Genomic DNA, 15,058 nt, shown 5'->3' on the forward strand with positions numbered 1-15,058 from the left:
ATTCGAGACGCCCCATGAGTGAGCCCACGCCGTATATCTTCGACGCCACCACTGCCACGTTCGACCAGGCGGTGATCCAGAACTCCTTCGAAAAGCCCGTGCTCGTGGACTTCTGGGCCGAATGGTGCGCGCCGTGCAAAGCGCTGATGCCGATGCTGGCGAAAATCGCCGAGAGTTATCAGGGCGAGTTGCTGCTGGCCAAGGTCGATTGCGAGGCCGAGCAGGACATCGTTGCGCGCTTTGGTATTCAGAGCCTGCCGACGGTGGTGCTGTTCAAGGACGGCCAACCGGTGGACGGGTTTGCCGGGGCGCAGCCGGAGTCGGCGGTGCGGGCGATGCTCGAACCTCACGTGCAGATGCCGCCGCCAGCCGCAGCGGCCCCACTGGAGCAGGCCCAGGCGCTGTTTGCCGAGGGCAGCATCAGCGAAGCCGAAGCCGTGCTGGTCGCGCTGTTGGGCGAGGACAACAGCAACGCCGCCGCGCTGATTCTGTACGCGCGCTGCCTGGCCGAGCGCGGTGAACTGGGTGAAGCCCAAGCCGTTCTCGACGCCGTGAAGAGCGACGATCACAAAGCCGCCCTCGCCGGCGCCAAGGCGCAAATCACTTTCCTGCGCCAGGCTGCCGACCTGCCGGACGCCGCCGACCTGAAAAGCCGCCTGGCGCAAAACCCGCAGGACGATGAAGCCGCCTATCAGTTGGCCATTCAGCAACTGGCGCGCCAGCAGTACGACGCCGCGCTGGAAGGCTTACTCAAGCTGTTTATCCGCAACCGCAGCTACAGCGAGGGCCTGCCGCACAAGACCTTGCTGCAGGTGTTCGAACTGCTGGGCAATGATCACCCACTCGTGACCGCATACCGCCGCAAGCTGTTCGCCGCGCTGTACTAATCGCCAACCCAGCGGTACAGCGGCGTATCGCCGCCGCTGGTGACTTTCACCTGGGCGCTGTGGCGCAGGCGCACCAGCAGGCGCTTGCCCGCCGCCGCATCGCCGGCCAGTCCTTCGAGTTGATCGAGCAATTCCAGCCCGTTGAGTTGGCCGGCGGCGCGCAACAGGTCCTGGGCGTTCTGCCACAGGTCATCATTGTGCTTGACCGCAACGGCCGGCGCGGCGGTCGCGCTGGCCACGGGCGTTGCCTGCAACTGCGCGCTCAGTCGCGCCCAATCAGCGTCATCGAGCTCCAGGGTCAAGTCCACTGGCAGGTCACCGACGGTTCCACGAATTCGCAACATCGTCCTTACTCCTGCATTTTTCCGACGGGCATGCTCCCATGCGGCTTGCGCAACGCCAAGCGTGCGGTCAAACTCCCCGCACTATTGTTATAAGATCACATAACATAACTTTCATGTTCTGGAGCCTCCCCATGCGCCGTCTGCTGCTTGCTTTGCCGTTTGCCCTGCTGCCACTGGCTATCGCCCATGCCGCTGACGAGCATGATCATGAGCACGCCAGCCTCGGCGCCCATGAACACGGGGTCGGCCGCCTCAACGCGGTGCTCGATGGCCAGGCCCTGGAGCTTGAGCTGGACAGCCCGGCGATGAACCTGGTGGGTTTCGAACACCTGGCCACCAGCGCCGCCGACAAAGCCAAGGTCGCCGCCGTGCGCAAACAGCTGGAAAATCCCGTGGCCCTGTTCAACCTGCCAAAGGCCGCCGGTTGCGTGATCAGCACCCAGGAACTCAACAGCCCGCTGTTCGGCGACAAGCCCGAAGTCGAGCATGACGACGACGATGACGACCACGCCACCGACAGCAAAGGCGCGGCTGCCCACGAGCATCATCACGACCACAGCGAAATCCACGCCCACTACCAATTCACCTGCGCCACGCCGACTGCCTTGAGCAACCTCGACCTGAGCCAAGTGTTCAAGACCTTCCCCGCCACGCAAAAAATTCAGGTACAACTGATCGGCCCGAGCGGCCAGCAAGGTGTGGAAGCGACGGTCACAGCAGCCACCCTGAAGTTCTGAGTAGCCATGACCCACGCATTGATCGAACTGTCCGACCTGGGCTTCAACTGGCCCGGGCACCCACAGTTGCTGGACATCCCCGCGTTCCGCCTGGAACCGGGGGAGACCCTGTTTCTCAAGGGCCCCAGCGGCAGCGGCAAGACCACCCTGCTCGGCCTGCTGGGCGGCGTGCAGACACCCAGCCGGGGCAGCATTCGCCTGCTCGGCCAGGAGCTGACCGACCTCTCGGCCGGCGCCCGCGACCGTTTTCGCGTCGACCACACCGGCTACATCTTCCAGCAGTTCAACCTGCTGCCGTTCCTGTCGGTGCGCGAAAACGTCGAGCTGCCGTGCCACTTTTCCAAACTGCGCGCGCAGCGGGCCAAGCAGCGCCACGGCAGTGTCGACCAGGCCGCCGCGAGCTTACTCGCGCACCTGGGGTTGAAGGACAGCGCCCTGCTGGAACGCCGCGCCGATTCGCTGTCGATCGGCCAGCAACAACGAGTGGCCGCCGCCCGCGCGTTGATCGGCCAGCCGGAACTGGTGATCGCCGACGAGCCGACCTCGGCCCTGGACTACGACGCCCGCGAAGCCTTCCTGCAACTGCTGTTCGCCGAATGCCGCGACGCCGGCGCCAGCCTGTTGTTTGTCAGCCATGACCAGAGCCTGGCCCCACTGTTCGACCGTCACCTGTCGCTGGCCGAACTCAATCGCGCCGCCACGCCCGCAGAGGTTTGAGATGTATCTGTTCCGTCTAGCCATGGCCAGCCTGGCTAACCGCCGCTTTACCGCGATCCTCACCGCCTTCGCCATCGCCCTCTCGGTGTGCCTGCTGCTGGCTGTGGAGCGGGTGCGCGTTGAAGCGCGCAACAGTTTCGCCAGCACCATCAGCGGCACCGACCTGATCGTCGGTGCGCGTTCCGGCTCGGTCAACCTGCTGCTGTATTCAGTGTTCCGCATCGGCAACGCCACCAACAATATCCGCTGGGACAGCTACGAACACTTCGCCGCCAGCCCCCAGGTGAAATGGGCCATTCCGATTTCCCTCGGCGACTCCCATCGCGGCTACCGGGTGATGGGCACCAACGCGTCCTACTTCGAGCACTACCAGTACGGCCGCAAGCAAAACCTCGAGCTGGCCAGCGGCCGCGCCTTCGCCACCGATCCGTTCGAAGTGGTGCTCGGCGCCGAAGTGGCCGAAGCGTTGCACTACAAGCTCGGCGACAAGCTGGTGCTGGCCCACGGCGTGGCGGTGGTCAGCCTGGTCAAGCACGATGACAAACCGTTCACCGTGGTCGGCATCCTCAAGCGCACCGGCACGCCGGTGGACCGCACGCTGCATATCAGCCTCGGCGGCATGGAGGCGATCCATATCGACTGGCACAACGGCGTACCCGCCCAGGGCAAAGGCCGCATCAGTGCCGATCAGGCGCGCAACATGGACCTGACGCCGCAAGCCATCACCGCCTTCATGCTCGGGTTGAACAACAAGATTTCCACCTTCGCCCTGCAACGCGAGATCAATGAATTTCGCGGCGAGCCGATGCTGGCGATTCTGCCGGGCGTGGCGCTGCAAGAGCTGTGGAGCATGATGGGCACTGCGGAAAAGGCGCTGTTCGTGATCTCGCTGTTCGTGGTGCTGACCGGGTTGATCGGCATGCTCACCGCGATCCTCACCAGCCTCAACGAGCGCCGTCGCGAAATGGCGATCCTGCGTTCGGTGGGCGCACGGCCCTGGCATATCGCAACATTGCTGATCTTCGAAGCCTTTGCCCTGGCGCTGTCCGGTGTGATCGCAGGCGTGGGTTTGCTGTACGTGTGCATCGCGGCTTCGCGCGGGTATTTGCAGGCCAACTACGGCCTGGACCTGCCGATGGCCTGGCCCAGCGAATATGAATGGACCTTGCTCGCCGGTATCCTGGCGGCGGCGCTGCTGATGGGCAGCGTGCCCGCGTGGCGTGCTTATCGACAATCCTTGGCCGATGGCCTGTCCATACGTTTATGAGGAAGGCTTCGATGCGTCGTGCCCTGTTTACCCTGTTGTTGCTGCTGGCCGCGCCCGCCTGGGCGGAGGATCAGCCCAAGGATTTGTCCTGGCAGGAGATGATTCCACCGGACGCGCCGCCGGAAATCCCCAATATGAAACCGCTGCACGACCTGTCGAAGATGGCCGATGCCTTGTCGGTCGAGGCCGCGCCAGCGGCCAAGCAGGACTTGCCCAACGCGCCGGTGGTGCAGAGCCTCAACGGCCAACAGATCCGCCTGCCGGGCTATATCGTGCCGCTGGAAGTCAGTGAAGAAGGCCGCACCACCGAGTTCCTTCTGGTGCCGTATTTCGGCGCGTGCATTCACGTACCGCCGCCGCCGTCGAACCAGATCGTGCATGTGAAAAGCGAAGTCGGCGTGAAGCTCGATGAGCTGTATCAGCCGTATTGGATCGAGGGCGCGATGCAGGTCAAACCGTCGTCCAGTGAGTTGGCCGACGCGGGCTATCAGATGGACGCCGAGAAGATTTACATCTACGAATTGCCGGAATAGCGCTTATCACCCTTTCATTGAGCTGCGTCAAAAGACCAAGCGGAACGATCTTTACCATTGGATGTACAACCTTTAAACGTCCTCTGGAGCTCCCATGAACAAGTCCCTGCTCGGCGCGTCCCTCTTCGCCCTCGCCCTCGCCGCCCCTGTTGCCCACGCTTACGAGGCCGGTGACATTCTGGTTCGTGCCGGTGCAATCACCGTGAACCCGAATACCGACAGCGGCAACGTCAAAGTTGACCAGGGTCCATTGAGCGGCGCCAACCTGGGTGGCAAGGCGACCTTGAGCAGCAACACGCAACTGGGTCTGAACTTCGCTTACATGTTCACCAGCCACTGGGGTATCGAACTGCTGGCGGCCACGCCGTTCTCGCATGACGTGAAGCTCAAGGGCACCTCCGTGGGCGCAGCCAACGGTAAACTCGGCTCCCTGAAACAACTGCCGCCAACCCTGAGCGTCGTGTACTACCCGCTGGACAGCGCCTCGAAGTTCCAACCGTATGTAGGTGCAGGTATCAACTACACCTGGATCTATGACGAGAGCCTCAGCGGCACCGCGAAACAAAACGGGTTCAGCAACTTCAAGGCCGATAACTCCTGGGGCTGGGCCGCGCAGATCGGCGCCGACTACATGATCACCGACAAGTGGATGATCAACGGCCAGGTCCGTTATATCGACATCAGCACCACGGCCACCGTGGACAACAACGCCCTGGGCCAGGGCACCCGCGCCAAGGTCAATGTGGACGTTGACCCACTCGTTTACATGGTTGGTATCGGCTACAAGTTCTAAGCGATATTTCACAAACGCCACAAAACCAATGTGGGAGGGGGCTTGCCCCCGATAGCGGTGGTTCAGTCAATGATTCTGTTGACTGACACCGGGCTATCGGGGGCAAGCCCCCTCCCACATTTTGCTTTGGGGTGTTTCAGCTACGGCGGTAAAACCGATCCAGCAACGCCGGCAACCCCGCCCGCCACGCCCGTGGTTTGATGCCGAAGGTATGCAGGATTTTCTTGCAGGCCAGCACCGCGTGTTGTGGTTCTTCACCGGCATCCGGCCGAGCCGCATGGGCCTGGGCGGTGGGCGCTTCGATGGCCAGCGCACGGAAACTGCGCGCTTCGGTGAGGATCGCCTGGCCCAGCGCCAACGGCGTGGTCGCCTCGTGACCGGCGTAGTGATAAGTGCCCCACAGCGGCGCCGCGCAATCGAGTTGCTTGAGCACGGAGATGATCACCCGCGCCGCATCGTCCACCGGCGTCGGGTTGCCGCGACGGTCGTCTGCCATCAGCAATTCTTCAGGCTTCTCGGCCCGCGCCAGGAAACGCCCGAGGGTACCGTCGACACTGTCATCCAGCAGCCAGCCAAACCGCAGCAGCACATGTTGCGGGCACGTGGCGCGCACGCTTTGTTCGATACGCCACAACGCCTGGCCGCGCAGGCCCAGGGGCACCGGCTCGTCCTTTTCGCTGTAGGCGGTGGCGCGGGAGCCATCGAACACGCGGTAGCTGGACGGTTGCAGCAAGGTGATGTTGTGGTGCTGGCACAGTTCGGCCAGGCGTTCGATCGCAGACTCCTGGGCGGCCAGACGGCTTTCGCTGACCGCTTCGGCCTGGAACCAGTCGAAATAGTAGGCGAGGTTGATCAACGCATCGGGACGGGTGTCGTCGAGCAATTGGGTAAGACTCGCGGCATCCCAGCCGTCTTGGGGCGGTTTGGGGGCGAGGAAACCGATGTCTTCCTCTGCACCGAGGCGAATCAGCGCCTGCCCGAGGGCATTCCCGCCGCCCAATAACATAAGGCGCATTCGCATAGATTGAGCAGGCCCGGTCTGTTTGGAACGATGGTTAGTATCGACAGGCGTTTGAGCCTTGCCGTGGGTGTTTGCCAGAATCGTTGCATTTTGCGGGTTTGTAGCGCAACCGTCACGGATAAACTGCGGGCTTGCCAGGTATTGCTCGCCGCAGTAGCTGAACACGTGACCGCCGATAAAGCTCTTTATTCTGCACGATGACGCATTAACAGCGAGGCGTTCTGCATGATTCACACGCCAAACCGGCTGCGATACTCGCTGGGCGCCAGGCCGGTGATTTTCTTGAACGTGGCGCGAAACGCGCTGGGGTCCTGATACCCCACGGTCCAGGCGATATGGTCGATGGTGCCATTGGTAAATTCGAGCATTTGCCGGGCCTTGCCCACTCGCAGGTGCTGGCAATATTCAGTGGGTTTCAAACCCGTCGCGCCGCGAAAGCGCCGCAGGAACGTGCGCTCTTCGAGGCCCGCCTGCTGCGCCATCGCCGCCACCGAGACATCCACCGCGCCGCTCGCTTGCAACCAGTGCTGCACTTTCAGGATCGCGCCGTCGCCATGCCCAAGAATCGGCGCGAAGTTGCTCCCGCACTGGCTGGCGCTGTCGCTGTGTTCGATCACCAAAAAGCGCGCCGTGTCGGCCGCAATGCTCGGCCCCATGAGGCGGTCGACCAGGCGCAGGCCCAGTTCGGACCACGCCATCAGCCCGGCGGTGGTGATCAGGTCGCCGTCGTCAACGATCGGTTTATCCGCTTCCAGGCGCACCGCCGGGTAACGCGCAGCGAAGGTGCTGGCGGAAGACCAATGGGTGGTGGCGCTGCGCCCGTCCAACAGACCACTGCGCGCCAGCATGATCGAGCCGATGCACACGCCACCGAGCACGGTGCCCGCTGCGTGTTGCTGACGTAGCCAATCCAGCAGCGCGGGGGGCGTCTGTTCCTCGGTGAATTCGCCGATCGACGGTGGCACCAGCACGGCCATCAGTGGTTGGCCTGGACCGGGATGGCTGGCGAATATGCGCGCGGGCGAGCCATCCGGCGCCACCTGCCAATGGCTGACCCGCAGCAGCGGCAATTGCGCGGATTGGTGCGCGGCGGCGATCCGATTGGCCACCCCGAACAGATCGGTCAAGCCATGCACCGCCGCCAGTTGCGCGCCCTGGTAGATCAACACACCCAGCTCGATGATCGAGCGTTCCACGGCCATTGTCAGTTTTCCCCCTGTTATTGTCGGTGCAGCCAATCCCCGCTCTGCGCGCCAGCTAAGATACTGGCCCCATCAACCCATCACGAGGCAACACACATGGCCAAGCAAGCGCTCATCCTAATCGATATCCAGAACGACTACTTCCCCCAGGGCAAGTGGCCGCTCGACGGCGTGGAGGCTGCGGCAGACAAGGCCGCGCAGGTGCTGCAGGCATTTCGTCAGGCGGGCGATGCGGTGATTCATGTGCGTCATGAGTTCACCTCGGACGATGCACCGTTCTTCACCCCAGGCTCCGAAGGCGCGCACCTGCATCCCAAGGTGCTGAACGAAGGCAGTGAGCCGGTGGTGCTTAAACACTTTGTGAATGCGTTTCGCGAAACCCAACTGCGCACGGTGCTGGAACAATGCAGCATCACTGACGTGGTGGTGGTCGGCAGCATGAGCCATATGTGCATCGACGCGGTGGTACGGGCGGCGGCGGACCTGGGTTACAAGGTCACGCTGATCCATGACGCCTGCGCCACGCGGGATCAGGAATTCAACGGGCAAGTGATTCCGGCGGCGCAGGTGCACGGTGCGTATATGGCGGCGCTGGCGTTTGGGTATGCGAGCGTAGTGTCGACACAAGAATACTTGCAGGCCCAGGCGGCGGCCTGACCGCCGCGTGCGGGCGTGGCGCTAGCGGGTCGCAATGATGAACAGGCGCGGGAAAGGCAGAAGTACGGTGCCATCATCCAGGGCCGGATAAGCCTGGCTGATCCGCGCCTTATAGTCCTGCAGGAAAGCGGCTTTTTCGTCGTCGCTCAACGGCGCGAGGAACGGCCGCAATGCCGAGGCCTTGAACCACTCCACCACGGCCGCGTGATCCGCCAGCGGGTGCAGGTAGGTGGTGCGCCACACATCGACGGTGCTGCAGTGTTGGCTCAACAGCTCGTAGTAATAGCTCGCTGTGTGCCGTTCATTGTGTTTAACCGTGCCGATCCTGGCGGACCATGGGCCATCGGCCGCGACCTCACGGGCCAGCCGATGGGCGGGCTCGTCAAGGTTGTCCGGGGTTTGCACCGCCAGGGTTCCGCCGCGTGTCAGTTGGCTGACCAAGTGCGGGTAGAGCGTGGCGTGGTCCGGCAGCCATTGCAGGGAAGCATTCGCCAGGATCACATCGAAGGGTTGTGCCGGGGTCCATGCGCCGATGTCCGCCAGTTCGAAGCTCAGCGCCGGCAAGCGTTTGCGGGCGTCGGCCAGCATGTCGTCGGAGCTGTCCATGCCGGTAACGTGAGCCTGTGGAAAACGCTCGGCCAACACTTGCGTGGAATTACCGGGGCCGCACCCCAGGTCAACGGCGGTTTGCACAGCGGTATTGGGGATGGCCGCAACCAGATCGCGGACGGGGCGTGTGCGCTGCTGCTCGAACAGGGTGTATTGCTTGGCTGACCAGGTCATCACGGCTTTCCTTTTGTTTAACGGTTGGCCACAGCCTAAATCGTGTGAGCCATGAGAACAAACGCCAGGGTTCACATCACCATCGGAAGATGCCTGCACACCCTACGCAGCGCTCGCAAACCCGAACTAAGATCAGGTTAGACCTGCACGAGCCAAGTCCTCTGCAGATCGTTAATACCCATGCCAGCGTAGTGTCCACGGACGGTTTTCTGGCCTTCACCGCCAAATCTGTACACGTCAATGGAGCTACGCCATGACTTATCTGAAAACTCGCGAAGGCAACGATCTTTACTACAAGGACTGGGGCAGCGGCCAACCTGTTGTGTTCTGCCACGGCTGGCCACTGAACAGCGACAGCTGGGAATCGCAAATGCTGCATTTCGCCAACAACGGTTTTCGCGCCATTGCGCATGACCGCCGAGGGCATGGCCGCTCAAGCCAGCCGTGGAACGGCAATGACATGGACCACTACGCGGACGACCTGGCGGAATTGATCGAGCACCTGGATCTGACCAACCTGATCCTCTTCGGTTTTTCCACCGGAGGCGGTGAAGTTGCGCGTTATATCGCTCGCCATGGCACGTCGCGCGTGGCCAAGGCCGGCTTGATCTGCGCTGTAACGCCACTGATGCTGAGAACCTCCAGTAACCCCCAAGGCACACCGATCGAAGTTTTTGACGGGATGCGGGCCGACTCCATCGCCAACCGTTCGCAGCTTTACCTTGATCTGGCCAGCGGTCCTTTCTACGGATTCAACCGGCTAGGCGTCGAACCCTCGCAAGGCTTGATCAATTCATTCTGGATGCAGGGTGTAATGGGAGGGCACAAAAATACCTTTGACAGTATCAAGGCATTTTCGGAAACCGACTTTCGGGATGACCTGAAGCATTTCAACATCCCCACGCTCATTATCCATGGGGGCGACGATCAGATCGTGCCGATCCAGGCGTCAGCCTTGGAGAGCAAACGCCTCATTCCAGACGCCCAGTTGTTGGTGTATTCAGGCGCCCCTCATGGGTTGACCGACACTCACAAGCAGCGGGTTAACGCCGATATGTTGCGCTTCGCGCAGTCTTAGGCCGCATAAGACGCATAAAAAAGCCGCGCGGCCTTGAGGGCGGCGCGGTTTTTTAAGTTGCAGCTTGTTGCTTCGGTAAGCGCTAGAACGGGATATCGTCATCAAAGCTGTCGAAATCCGGAGCCGGTTGCGGAGCGGCCTGTTGTGGCGCTGGGCGCGACTCACGCTGCGGCTGCTGGCTTGGCTGCGGACGCGACTGCTGTGGACGCGGTGCCGAGTTGGACATGCCGCCCTGGCCCTGTTGGTCGCCCTGTGGACGGCCGCCGAGCAGTTGCATGGTGCCTTGCATGTCGACCACGATTTCAGTGGTGTAACGCTTGATGCCGTCTTTTTCCCACTCGCGGGTCTGCAGTTTGCCTTCGATGTAGACCTGCGAACCTTTGCGCAGGTATTCACCGGCGATCTCCGCCACTTTGCCGAACATCGACACACGGTGCCATTCGGTTTTCTCGACCTTCTGGCCGGTCTGCTTGTCGGTCCACTGTTCGCTGGTCGCCAGACTCAGGTTGGTCACGGCGTTACCGTTAGGCAAGTAGCGAACTTCGGGATCCTGGCCGCATGTACCGACCAATATGACTTTGTTAACCCCACGGGCCATAACGTTCTCCTAAGCTGGGCGCGCTGTCGGCACTGGGTTGACCAGTTGCTCGAGCGTCGCGCGATCCAATAATTCGGTGTCCAATTTGATGTAAATGGCCGCTTCTTCAGCAACCACGACTGCATCGGTTACCCCAACGACGGCCTTCAGGCGCTCGACCAGGCCAGCTTCACGAACGGCTTCGGGCGACAACGGCAGGCGCAGGCTTGTGACGTATGGGGGTTCGCGCATGGTAACAGCAAAGGCCAGCCAAAGTGCAGCAAGCCCGGCGCATCCCAGGAAGACAACCGACAAACCGCCGTGCTGGAACATCCAGCCACCCATGATGCCGCCGAGTGCCGAGCCCAGGAACTGGCTGGTGGAATACACCCCCATCGCCGTGCCCTTGCCGCCGGCCGGTGAAACTTTACTGATCAGCGAAGGCAACGAAGCCTCTAGCAGGTTGAACGCGGTAAAGAACACCACCGTACCGATTACCAGCGCCCGCAGGCTGTCGCCGAACTGCCAGAAGAATAGCTCAGTGAGCATCAGCGTCACGACGGCGCCGAGTAAAACTCGTTTCATTTTGCGTTTCTTCTCGCCATAGATGATGAATGGGATCATGGCGAAGAATGAAATCAGCAGTGCGGTCAGGTAGACCCACCAGTGCTGTTCCTTGGGCAGCCCGGCTTTTTCCACCAGGGCCAGGGGCAAGGCAACGAAGCTGCTCATCAGCATCGCGTGCAATACAAAGATACCTAAATCCAGGCGCAGCAGGTCCGGATGCTTGAGGGTCGGCAGTAAGGCCTGGCGCGCAACCCCGGATTCACGGTGCTGCAGGGTGCCGGTGGAGCGCGGCACCATAAAGGCCACGATCACGATACCGAACAACGCCATGCCGCCGGTGGCCAGGAACAGTCCGTGCAAACCAAAGGCGCGGGTCAGCAACGGGCCGATCACCATCGCGACGGCGAACGATAGGCCGATGGTCATGCCGATCATGGCCATGGCCTTGGTACGGTGTTGTTCCCGGGTCAGGTCCGACAGCAAGGCCATGACCGCCGCAGAAATTGCCCCGGCGCCCTGCAGGACACGTCCGGCGATCACGCCCCAGATAGAATCGGACTGAGCCGCGAGCACGCTGCCGAGGGCGAACACGATCAACCCGAGATAGATCACCGGGCGGCGGCCGATGCGGTCGGAAATGATCCCGAACGGAATCTGGAAAATCGCCTGGGTCAGGCCATAGGCGCCAATGGCCAGGCCGATCAGGGCGGGGGTCGCGCCTGCGAGGTCCATCCCATAGGTCGCCAGTACCGGCAACACCATGAACATGCCAAGCATACGGAAGGCGAACACCAGGGCCAGACCGCTTGCCGCTCGGGTCTCGCCGCTACTCATGCGTTCGCTGTGGGGATCGTGCATGGAAAAACCTCGTGTGAACCGGCGGCGATTCTACCAGTCCCATCGATTGAGAGGGTATATGCGGCGCTTTGCCGCGCAGGTTTCATGTAAGGCTGCACCTAGCACCTTGACAGTGTATATTCATCCAGTCTTTATCCGTATACTCCTGCATTATTTACGCCCGCCGTGCGAGGCCATCTTGGACAAGATCCTGATTCGTGGGGCTAGAACCCACAACCTGAAGAATATCGACCTGACCCTGCCCCGGGACAAACTGATCGTCATCACCGGTTTGTCCGGGTCCGGCAAATCGTCGCTGGCGTTCGACACGCTGTACGCCGAAGGCCAGCGGCGCTATGTCGAGTCGCTGTCGGCCTATGCCCGCCAGTTCCTGTCGATGATGGAAAAACCCGACGTCGACACCATCGAAGGCCTGTCGCCGGCGATTTCCATCGAGCAGAAGTCGACGTCCCATAACCCGCGGTCCACCGTGGGCACCATCACCGAGATCTACGACTACCTACGCCTGCTCTATGCGCGCGTAGGTATCCCGCGCTGCCCGGACCACGACATTCCGCTGGAAGCCCAGACCGTCAGCCAGATGGTCGACCTGGTGCTGGCCCAGCCGGAAGGCGCCAAGCTGATGTTGCTGGCGCCGGTAATTCGCGAGCGCAAGGGTGAACACCTTTCGGTGTTTGAAGAACTGCGGGCCCAAGGTTTCGTGCGTGCGCGGATCAACGGCAAGCTGTATGAGCTGGACGAAGCGCCGAAGCTCGACAAGCAGAAGAAGCACTCGATTGATGTCGTGGTCGACCGTTTCAAAGTGCGCGCCGACTTGCAGCAACGCCTGGCCGAATCCTTCGAGACCGCCCTGAAGCTGGCGGACGGGATTGCCCTGGTCGCGCCGATGGACGACGAGCCTGGCGAAGAGATCATCTTCTCCGCACGCTTTGCCTGCCCGATCTGTGGCCACGCCATCAGCGAGCTGGAACCCAAGCTGTTTTCCTTCAACAACCCGGCCGGCGCATGCCCGACCTGTGATGGCCTGGGGGTGAAGCAGTTCTTCGACATCAAGCGCCTGGTCAATGGCGAACTGACGTTGGCGGAAGGCGCGATACGCGGCTGGGACAGGCGTAACGTCTATTACTTCCAGATGCTCGGGTCGTTGGCGTCGCACTATAAGTTCAGCCTGGAAGTACCGTTCAACCAACTGCCGGCAGATCAGCAGAAGGTCATTCTCAACGGCAGCGGTTCGCAGAGCGTCGACTTCAAATACCTCAACGACCGTGGCGACATCGTCAAACGCTCGCACCCGTTCGAAGGCATCGTGCCGAACCTCGAACGCCGCTACCGCGAGACCGAGTCGGCGAGCGTGCGTGAAGAGCTGGCGAAGTTTCTCAGCACCCAGCCCTGCCCGGATTGCCGTGGCACCCGCCTGCGCCGTGAGGCGCGGCACGTATGGGTTGGCGAGAAGACTCTGCCGGCAGTGACCAACCTGCCGATCGGTGATGCCTGTGAATACTTTGGTGTCCTCAAACTGACCGGACGCCGTGGGGAGATCGCCGACAAGATCCTCAAGGAGATTCGCGAGCGCCTGCAGTTCCTGGTCAACGTCGGCCTGGATTACCTGTCACTGGACCGCAGCGCCGATACCTTGTCTGGCGGTGAAGCCCAGCGTATTCGCCTGGCCAGCCAGATCGGTGCGGGCCTGGTGGGTGTGCTGTATATCCTCGATGAACCATCGATCGGCTTGCACCAGCGCGACAACGATCGTCTCCTGGGCACGCTGAAGCACCTGCGGGATATCGGCAACACGGTGATTGTGGTCGAGCACGATGAAGACGCGATTCGCCTGGCAGATTATGTGGTCGATATTGGCCCGGGTGCCGGCGTGCATGGTGGACATATCGTCGCCCAAGGTACGCCTGCCGAGGTGATGGCCCATCCGGACTCACTGACGGGCAAGTACCTGTCCGGTCGCGTGAAGATTGAGGTGCCGGCCAAGCGCACGCCACGCAACAAGAAGATGGCGTTGCACCTCAAGGGCGCGCGTGGCAACAACCTGCGCAATGTCGACCTGGAGATTCCCCTGGGCCTGCTGACCTGCGTGACGGGTGTTTCCGGCTCGGGCAAGTCGACGCTGATCAACAACACGCTGTTCCCACTGAGCGCCACCGCCTTGAACGGCGCGACCACTCTGGAAGCGGCTGCACATGACAGCATCAAGGGCCTTGAGCTCCTGGACAAAGTGGTCGATATCGACCAGAGCCCGATTGGCCGCACACCACGCTCCAACCCGGCGACCTATACCGGGCTGTTTACGCCCATTCGCGAGTTGTTCGCTGGCGTCCCGGAATCCCGCTCGCGGGGCTACGGGCCGGGCCGGTTCTCGTTCAACGTCAAGGGCGGGCGCTGCGAAGCGTGCCAGGGCGATGGCTTGATCAAAGTGGAAATGCACTTCCTGCCGGACATCTACGTGCCATGCGATGTGTGCAAGAGCAAGCGCTATAACCGCGAAACCCTTGAGATCAAATACAAGGGCAAGAACATCCACGAAACCCTGGAGATGACCATCGAAGAAGCGCGGGTGTTCTTCGACGCGGTTCCAGCGTTGGCGCGCAAGCTGCAGACACTGATGGATGTGGGCTTGTCGTACATCAAGCTGGGGCAATCGGCGACCACGCTGTCCGGTGGTGAGGCGCAGCGGGTCAAGCTGTCCCGCGAGCTGTCCAAGCGGGATACGGGTAAAACCCTGTATATCCTCGATGAACCGACCACGGGCCTGCACTTCGCGGATATTCAGCAATTACTGGATGTGTTGCACCGCCTGCGTGACCACGGCAACACCGTGGTGGTGATCGAACACAACCTGGATGTGATCAAGACCGCCGACTGGCTGGTCGACCTCGGACCGGAAGGCGGTTCCAAGGGCGGCCAGATCATCGCGGTGGGTACGCCGGAGCAGGTCTCCGAAATGCCGCAGTCGCACACGGGTTACTACTTGAAACCATTGCTCGCACGCGACAGGGCGTGATTTATCCGACCCAATAAAAAGCCC

15 protein-coding genes are annotated in these 15,058 nt (G+C 61.7%); 9 read left to right on the forward strand and 6 right to left on the reverse strand.

Features of this window, described 5'->3' with window-relative positions; translation table 11 throughout:
- Nucleotides 1-14: 14 nt before the first annotated feature.
- On the forward strand, nucleotides 15-887 hold the full coding sequence (gene trxA / locus P3S72_RS27070; protein WP_276195061.1) for a thioredoxin: 873 nt from the start codon (nucleotides 15-17) through the stop codon (nucleotides 885-887).
- On the opposite strand, the gene P3S72_RS27075 is transcribed toward trxA, so the two are convergent.
- On the reverse strand, nucleotides 884-1,231 hold the full coding sequence (locus tag P3S72_RS27075; protein WP_276195062.1) for a hypothetical protein: 348 nt from the start codon (nucleotides 1,229-1,231) through the stop codon (nucleotides 884-886). The genes trxA and P3S72_RS27075 overlap by 4 nt on opposite strands.
- A gap of 131 nt (nucleotides 1,232-1,362) precedes the next feature.
- Between P3S72_RS27075 and P3S72_RS27080 the strand changes: the two genes are divergently transcribed.
- From P3S72_RS27080 to P3S72_RS27100, 5 genes are all read left to right on the forward strand, one after another.
- Nucleotides 1,363-1,968 carry a DUF2796 domain-containing protein gene (locus P3S72_RS27080; RefSeq protein ID WP_276195063.1) on the forward strand — a complete coding sequence of 202 codons (606 nt, stop codon included), beginning with the start codon at nucleotides 1,363-1,365 and terminating at the stop codon, nucleotides 1,966-1,968.
- 6 nt (nucleotides 1,969-1,974) lie between these two features.
- Nucleotides 1,975-2,685, forward strand: a complete 711-nt coding sequence (locus tag P3S72_RS27085) for an ABC transporter ATP-binding protein (protein ID WP_276195064.1) — start codon at nucleotides 1,975-1,977, stop codon at nucleotides 2,683-2,685.
- A 1-nt stretch (nucleotide 2,686) separates the two neighbouring features.
- Nucleotides 2,687-3,952 (forward strand): ABC transporter permease, encoded by a 1,266-nt coding sequence (locus tag P3S72_RS27090; protein WP_253399571.1) that lies wholly within the window; start codon nucleotides 2,687-2,689, stop codon nucleotides 3,950-3,952.
- Nucleotides 3,953-3,963: 11 nt separating this feature from the next.
- The gene (locus tag P3S72_RS27095) at nucleotides 3,964-4,485 is read left to right on the forward strand and encodes a DUF3299 domain-containing protein (protein ID WP_276195065.1); all 522 of its coding nucleotides are present in this window, start codon (nucleotides 3,964-3,966) and stop codon (nucleotides 4,483-4,485) included.
- A 94-nt stretch (nucleotides 4,486-4,579) separates the two neighbouring features.
- Nucleotides 4,580-5,278 (forward strand): OmpW family outer membrane protein, encoded by a 699-nt coding sequence (locus tag P3S72_RS27100; RefSeq protein WP_276195066.1) that lies wholly within the window; start codon nucleotides 4,580-4,582, stop codon nucleotides 5,276-5,278.
- A gap of 136 nt (nucleotides 5,279-5,414) precedes the next feature.
- Here P3S72_RS27100 and P3S72_RS27105 read toward each other — a convergent pair whose 3' ends face one another.
- Complete coding sequence (locus tag P3S72_RS27105) at nucleotides 5,415-6,299, reverse strand: sugar nucleotide-binding protein (protein WP_276195067.1); 885 nt, start codon at nucleotides 6,297-6,299, stop codon at nucleotides 5,415-5,417.
- A gap of 230 nt (nucleotides 6,300-6,529) precedes the next feature.
- Nucleotides 6,530-7,501 (reverse strand): GlxA family transcriptional regulator, encoded by a 972-nt coding sequence (locus P3S72_RS27110; protein ID WP_276195068.1) that lies wholly within the window; start codon nucleotides 7,499-7,501, stop codon nucleotides 6,530-6,532.
- A 96-nt stretch (nucleotides 7,502-7,597) separates the two neighbouring features.
- On the opposite strand from P3S72_RS27110, the gene P3S72_RS27115 reads away from it, so the two are divergent.
- The gene (locus P3S72_RS27115; RefSeq protein WP_276195069.1) at nucleotides 7,598-8,158 is read left to right on the forward strand and encodes a cysteine hydrolase family protein; all 561 of its coding nucleotides are present in this window, start codon (nucleotides 7,598-7,600) and stop codon (nucleotides 8,156-8,158) included.
- 21 nt (nucleotides 8,159-8,179) lie between these two features.
- Here P3S72_RS27115 and tam read toward each other — a convergent pair whose 3' ends face one another.
- Nucleotides 8,180-8,941, reverse strand: a complete 762-nt coding sequence (gene tam, locus P3S72_RS27120; RefSeq protein WP_276195070.1) for a trans-aconitate 2-methyltransferase — start codon at nucleotides 8,939-8,941, stop codon at nucleotides 8,180-8,182.
- A 253-nt stretch (nucleotides 8,942-9,194) separates the two neighbouring features.
- Between tam and P3S72_RS27125 the strand changes: the two genes are divergently transcribed.
- Complete coding sequence (locus tag P3S72_RS27125; RefSeq protein WP_276195071.1) at nucleotides 9,195-10,019, forward strand: alpha/beta hydrolase; 825 nt, start codon at nucleotides 9,195-9,197, stop codon at nucleotides 10,017-10,019.
- 82 nt (nucleotides 10,020-10,101) lie between these two features.
- Here P3S72_RS27125 and P3S72_RS27130 read toward each other — a convergent pair whose 3' ends face one another.
- Nucleotides 10,102-10,617: a single-stranded DNA-binding protein gene (locus tag P3S72_RS27130; protein ID WP_003232445.1), complete on the reverse strand. Its 516-nt coding sequence runs from the start codon at nucleotides 10,615-10,617 to the stop codon at nucleotides 10,102-10,104.
- Nucleotides 10,618-10,626: 9 nt separating this feature from the next.
- Nucleotides 10,627-12,021: an MFS transporter gene (locus tag P3S72_RS27135; RefSeq protein WP_247396028.1), complete on the reverse strand. Its 1,395-nt coding sequence runs from the start codon at nucleotides 12,019-12,021 to the stop codon at nucleotides 10,627-10,629.
- Between the two features lie 178 nt (nucleotides 12,022-12,199).
- Between P3S72_RS27135 and uvrA the strand changes: the two genes are divergently transcribed.
- The gene (uvrA, locus tag P3S72_RS27140; RefSeq protein WP_253399580.1) at nucleotides 12,200-15,034 is read left to right on the forward strand and encodes an excinuclease ABC subunit UvrA; all 2,835 of its coding nucleotides are present in this window, start codon (nucleotides 12,200-12,202) and stop codon (nucleotides 15,032-15,034) included.
- Nucleotides 15,035-15,058 lie beyond the last annotated feature (24 nt).

It is taken from the genome of Pseudomonas sp. D3 (genome assembly GCF_029320995.1).
In the GTDB taxonomy this organism is placed as follows: Bacteria; Pseudomonadota; Gammaproteobacteria; order Pseudomonadales; family Pseudomonadaceae; genus Aquipseudomonas; species Aquipseudomonas paraveronii.

Coding starts and splice junctions, on each gene's coding strand:
- P3S72_RS27080 (WP_276195063.1), top strand. CDS start 1,363: ATGCGCCGTCTGCTGCTTGCTTTGCCGTTTGCCCTGCTGCCACTGGCT.
- P3S72_RS27105 (WP_276195067.1), bottom strand. CDS start 6,299: ATGCGAATGCGCCTTATGTTATTGGGCGGCGGGAATGCCCTCGGGCAG.
- P3S72_RS27135 (WP_247396028.1), bottom strand. CDS start 12,021: ATGCACGATCCCCACAGCGAACGCATGAGTAGCGGCGAGACCCGAGCG.
- tam (WP_276195070.1), bottom strand. CDS start 8,941: ATGACCTGGTCAGCCAAGCAATACACCCTGTTCGAGCAGCAGCGCACA.
- P3S72_RS27130 (WP_003232445.1), bottom strand. CDS start 10,617: ATGGCCCGTGGGGTTAACAAAGTCATATTGGTCGGTACATGCGGCCAG.
- P3S72_RS27100 (WP_276195066.1), top strand. CDS start 4,580: ATGAACAAGTCCCTGCTCGGCGCGTCCCTCTTCGCCCTCGCCCTCGCC.
- P3S72_RS27110 (WP_276195068.1), bottom strand. CDS start 7,501: ATGGCCGTGGAACGCTCGATCATCGAGCTGGGTGTGTTGATCTACCAG.
- P3S72_RS27125 (WP_276195071.1), top strand. CDS start 9,195: ATGACTTATCTGAAAACTCGCGAAGGCAACGATCTTTACTACAAGGAC.
- P3S72_RS27115 (WP_276195069.1), top strand. CDS start 7,598: ATGGCCAAGCAAGCGCTCATCCTAATCGATATCCAGAACGACTACTTC.
- P3S72_RS27090 (WP_253399571.1), top strand. CDS start 2,687: ATGTATCTGTTCCGTCTAGCCATGGCCAGCCTGGCTAACCGCCGCTTT.
- P3S72_RS27075 (WP_276195062.1), bottom strand. CDS start 1,231: ATGTTGCGAATTCGTGGAACCGTCGGTGACCTGCCAGTGGACTTGACC.
- P3S72_RS27085 (WP_276195064.1), top strand. CDS start 1,975: ATGACCCACGCATTGATCGAACTGTCCGACCTGGGCTTCAACTGGCCC.
- trxA (WP_276195061.1), top strand. CDS start 15: ATGAGTGAGCCCACGCCGTATATCTTCGACGCCACCACTGCCACGTTC.
- P3S72_RS27095 (WP_276195065.1), top strand. CDS start 3,964: ATGCGTCGTGCCCTGTTTACCCTGTTGTTGCTGCTGGCCGCGCCCGCC.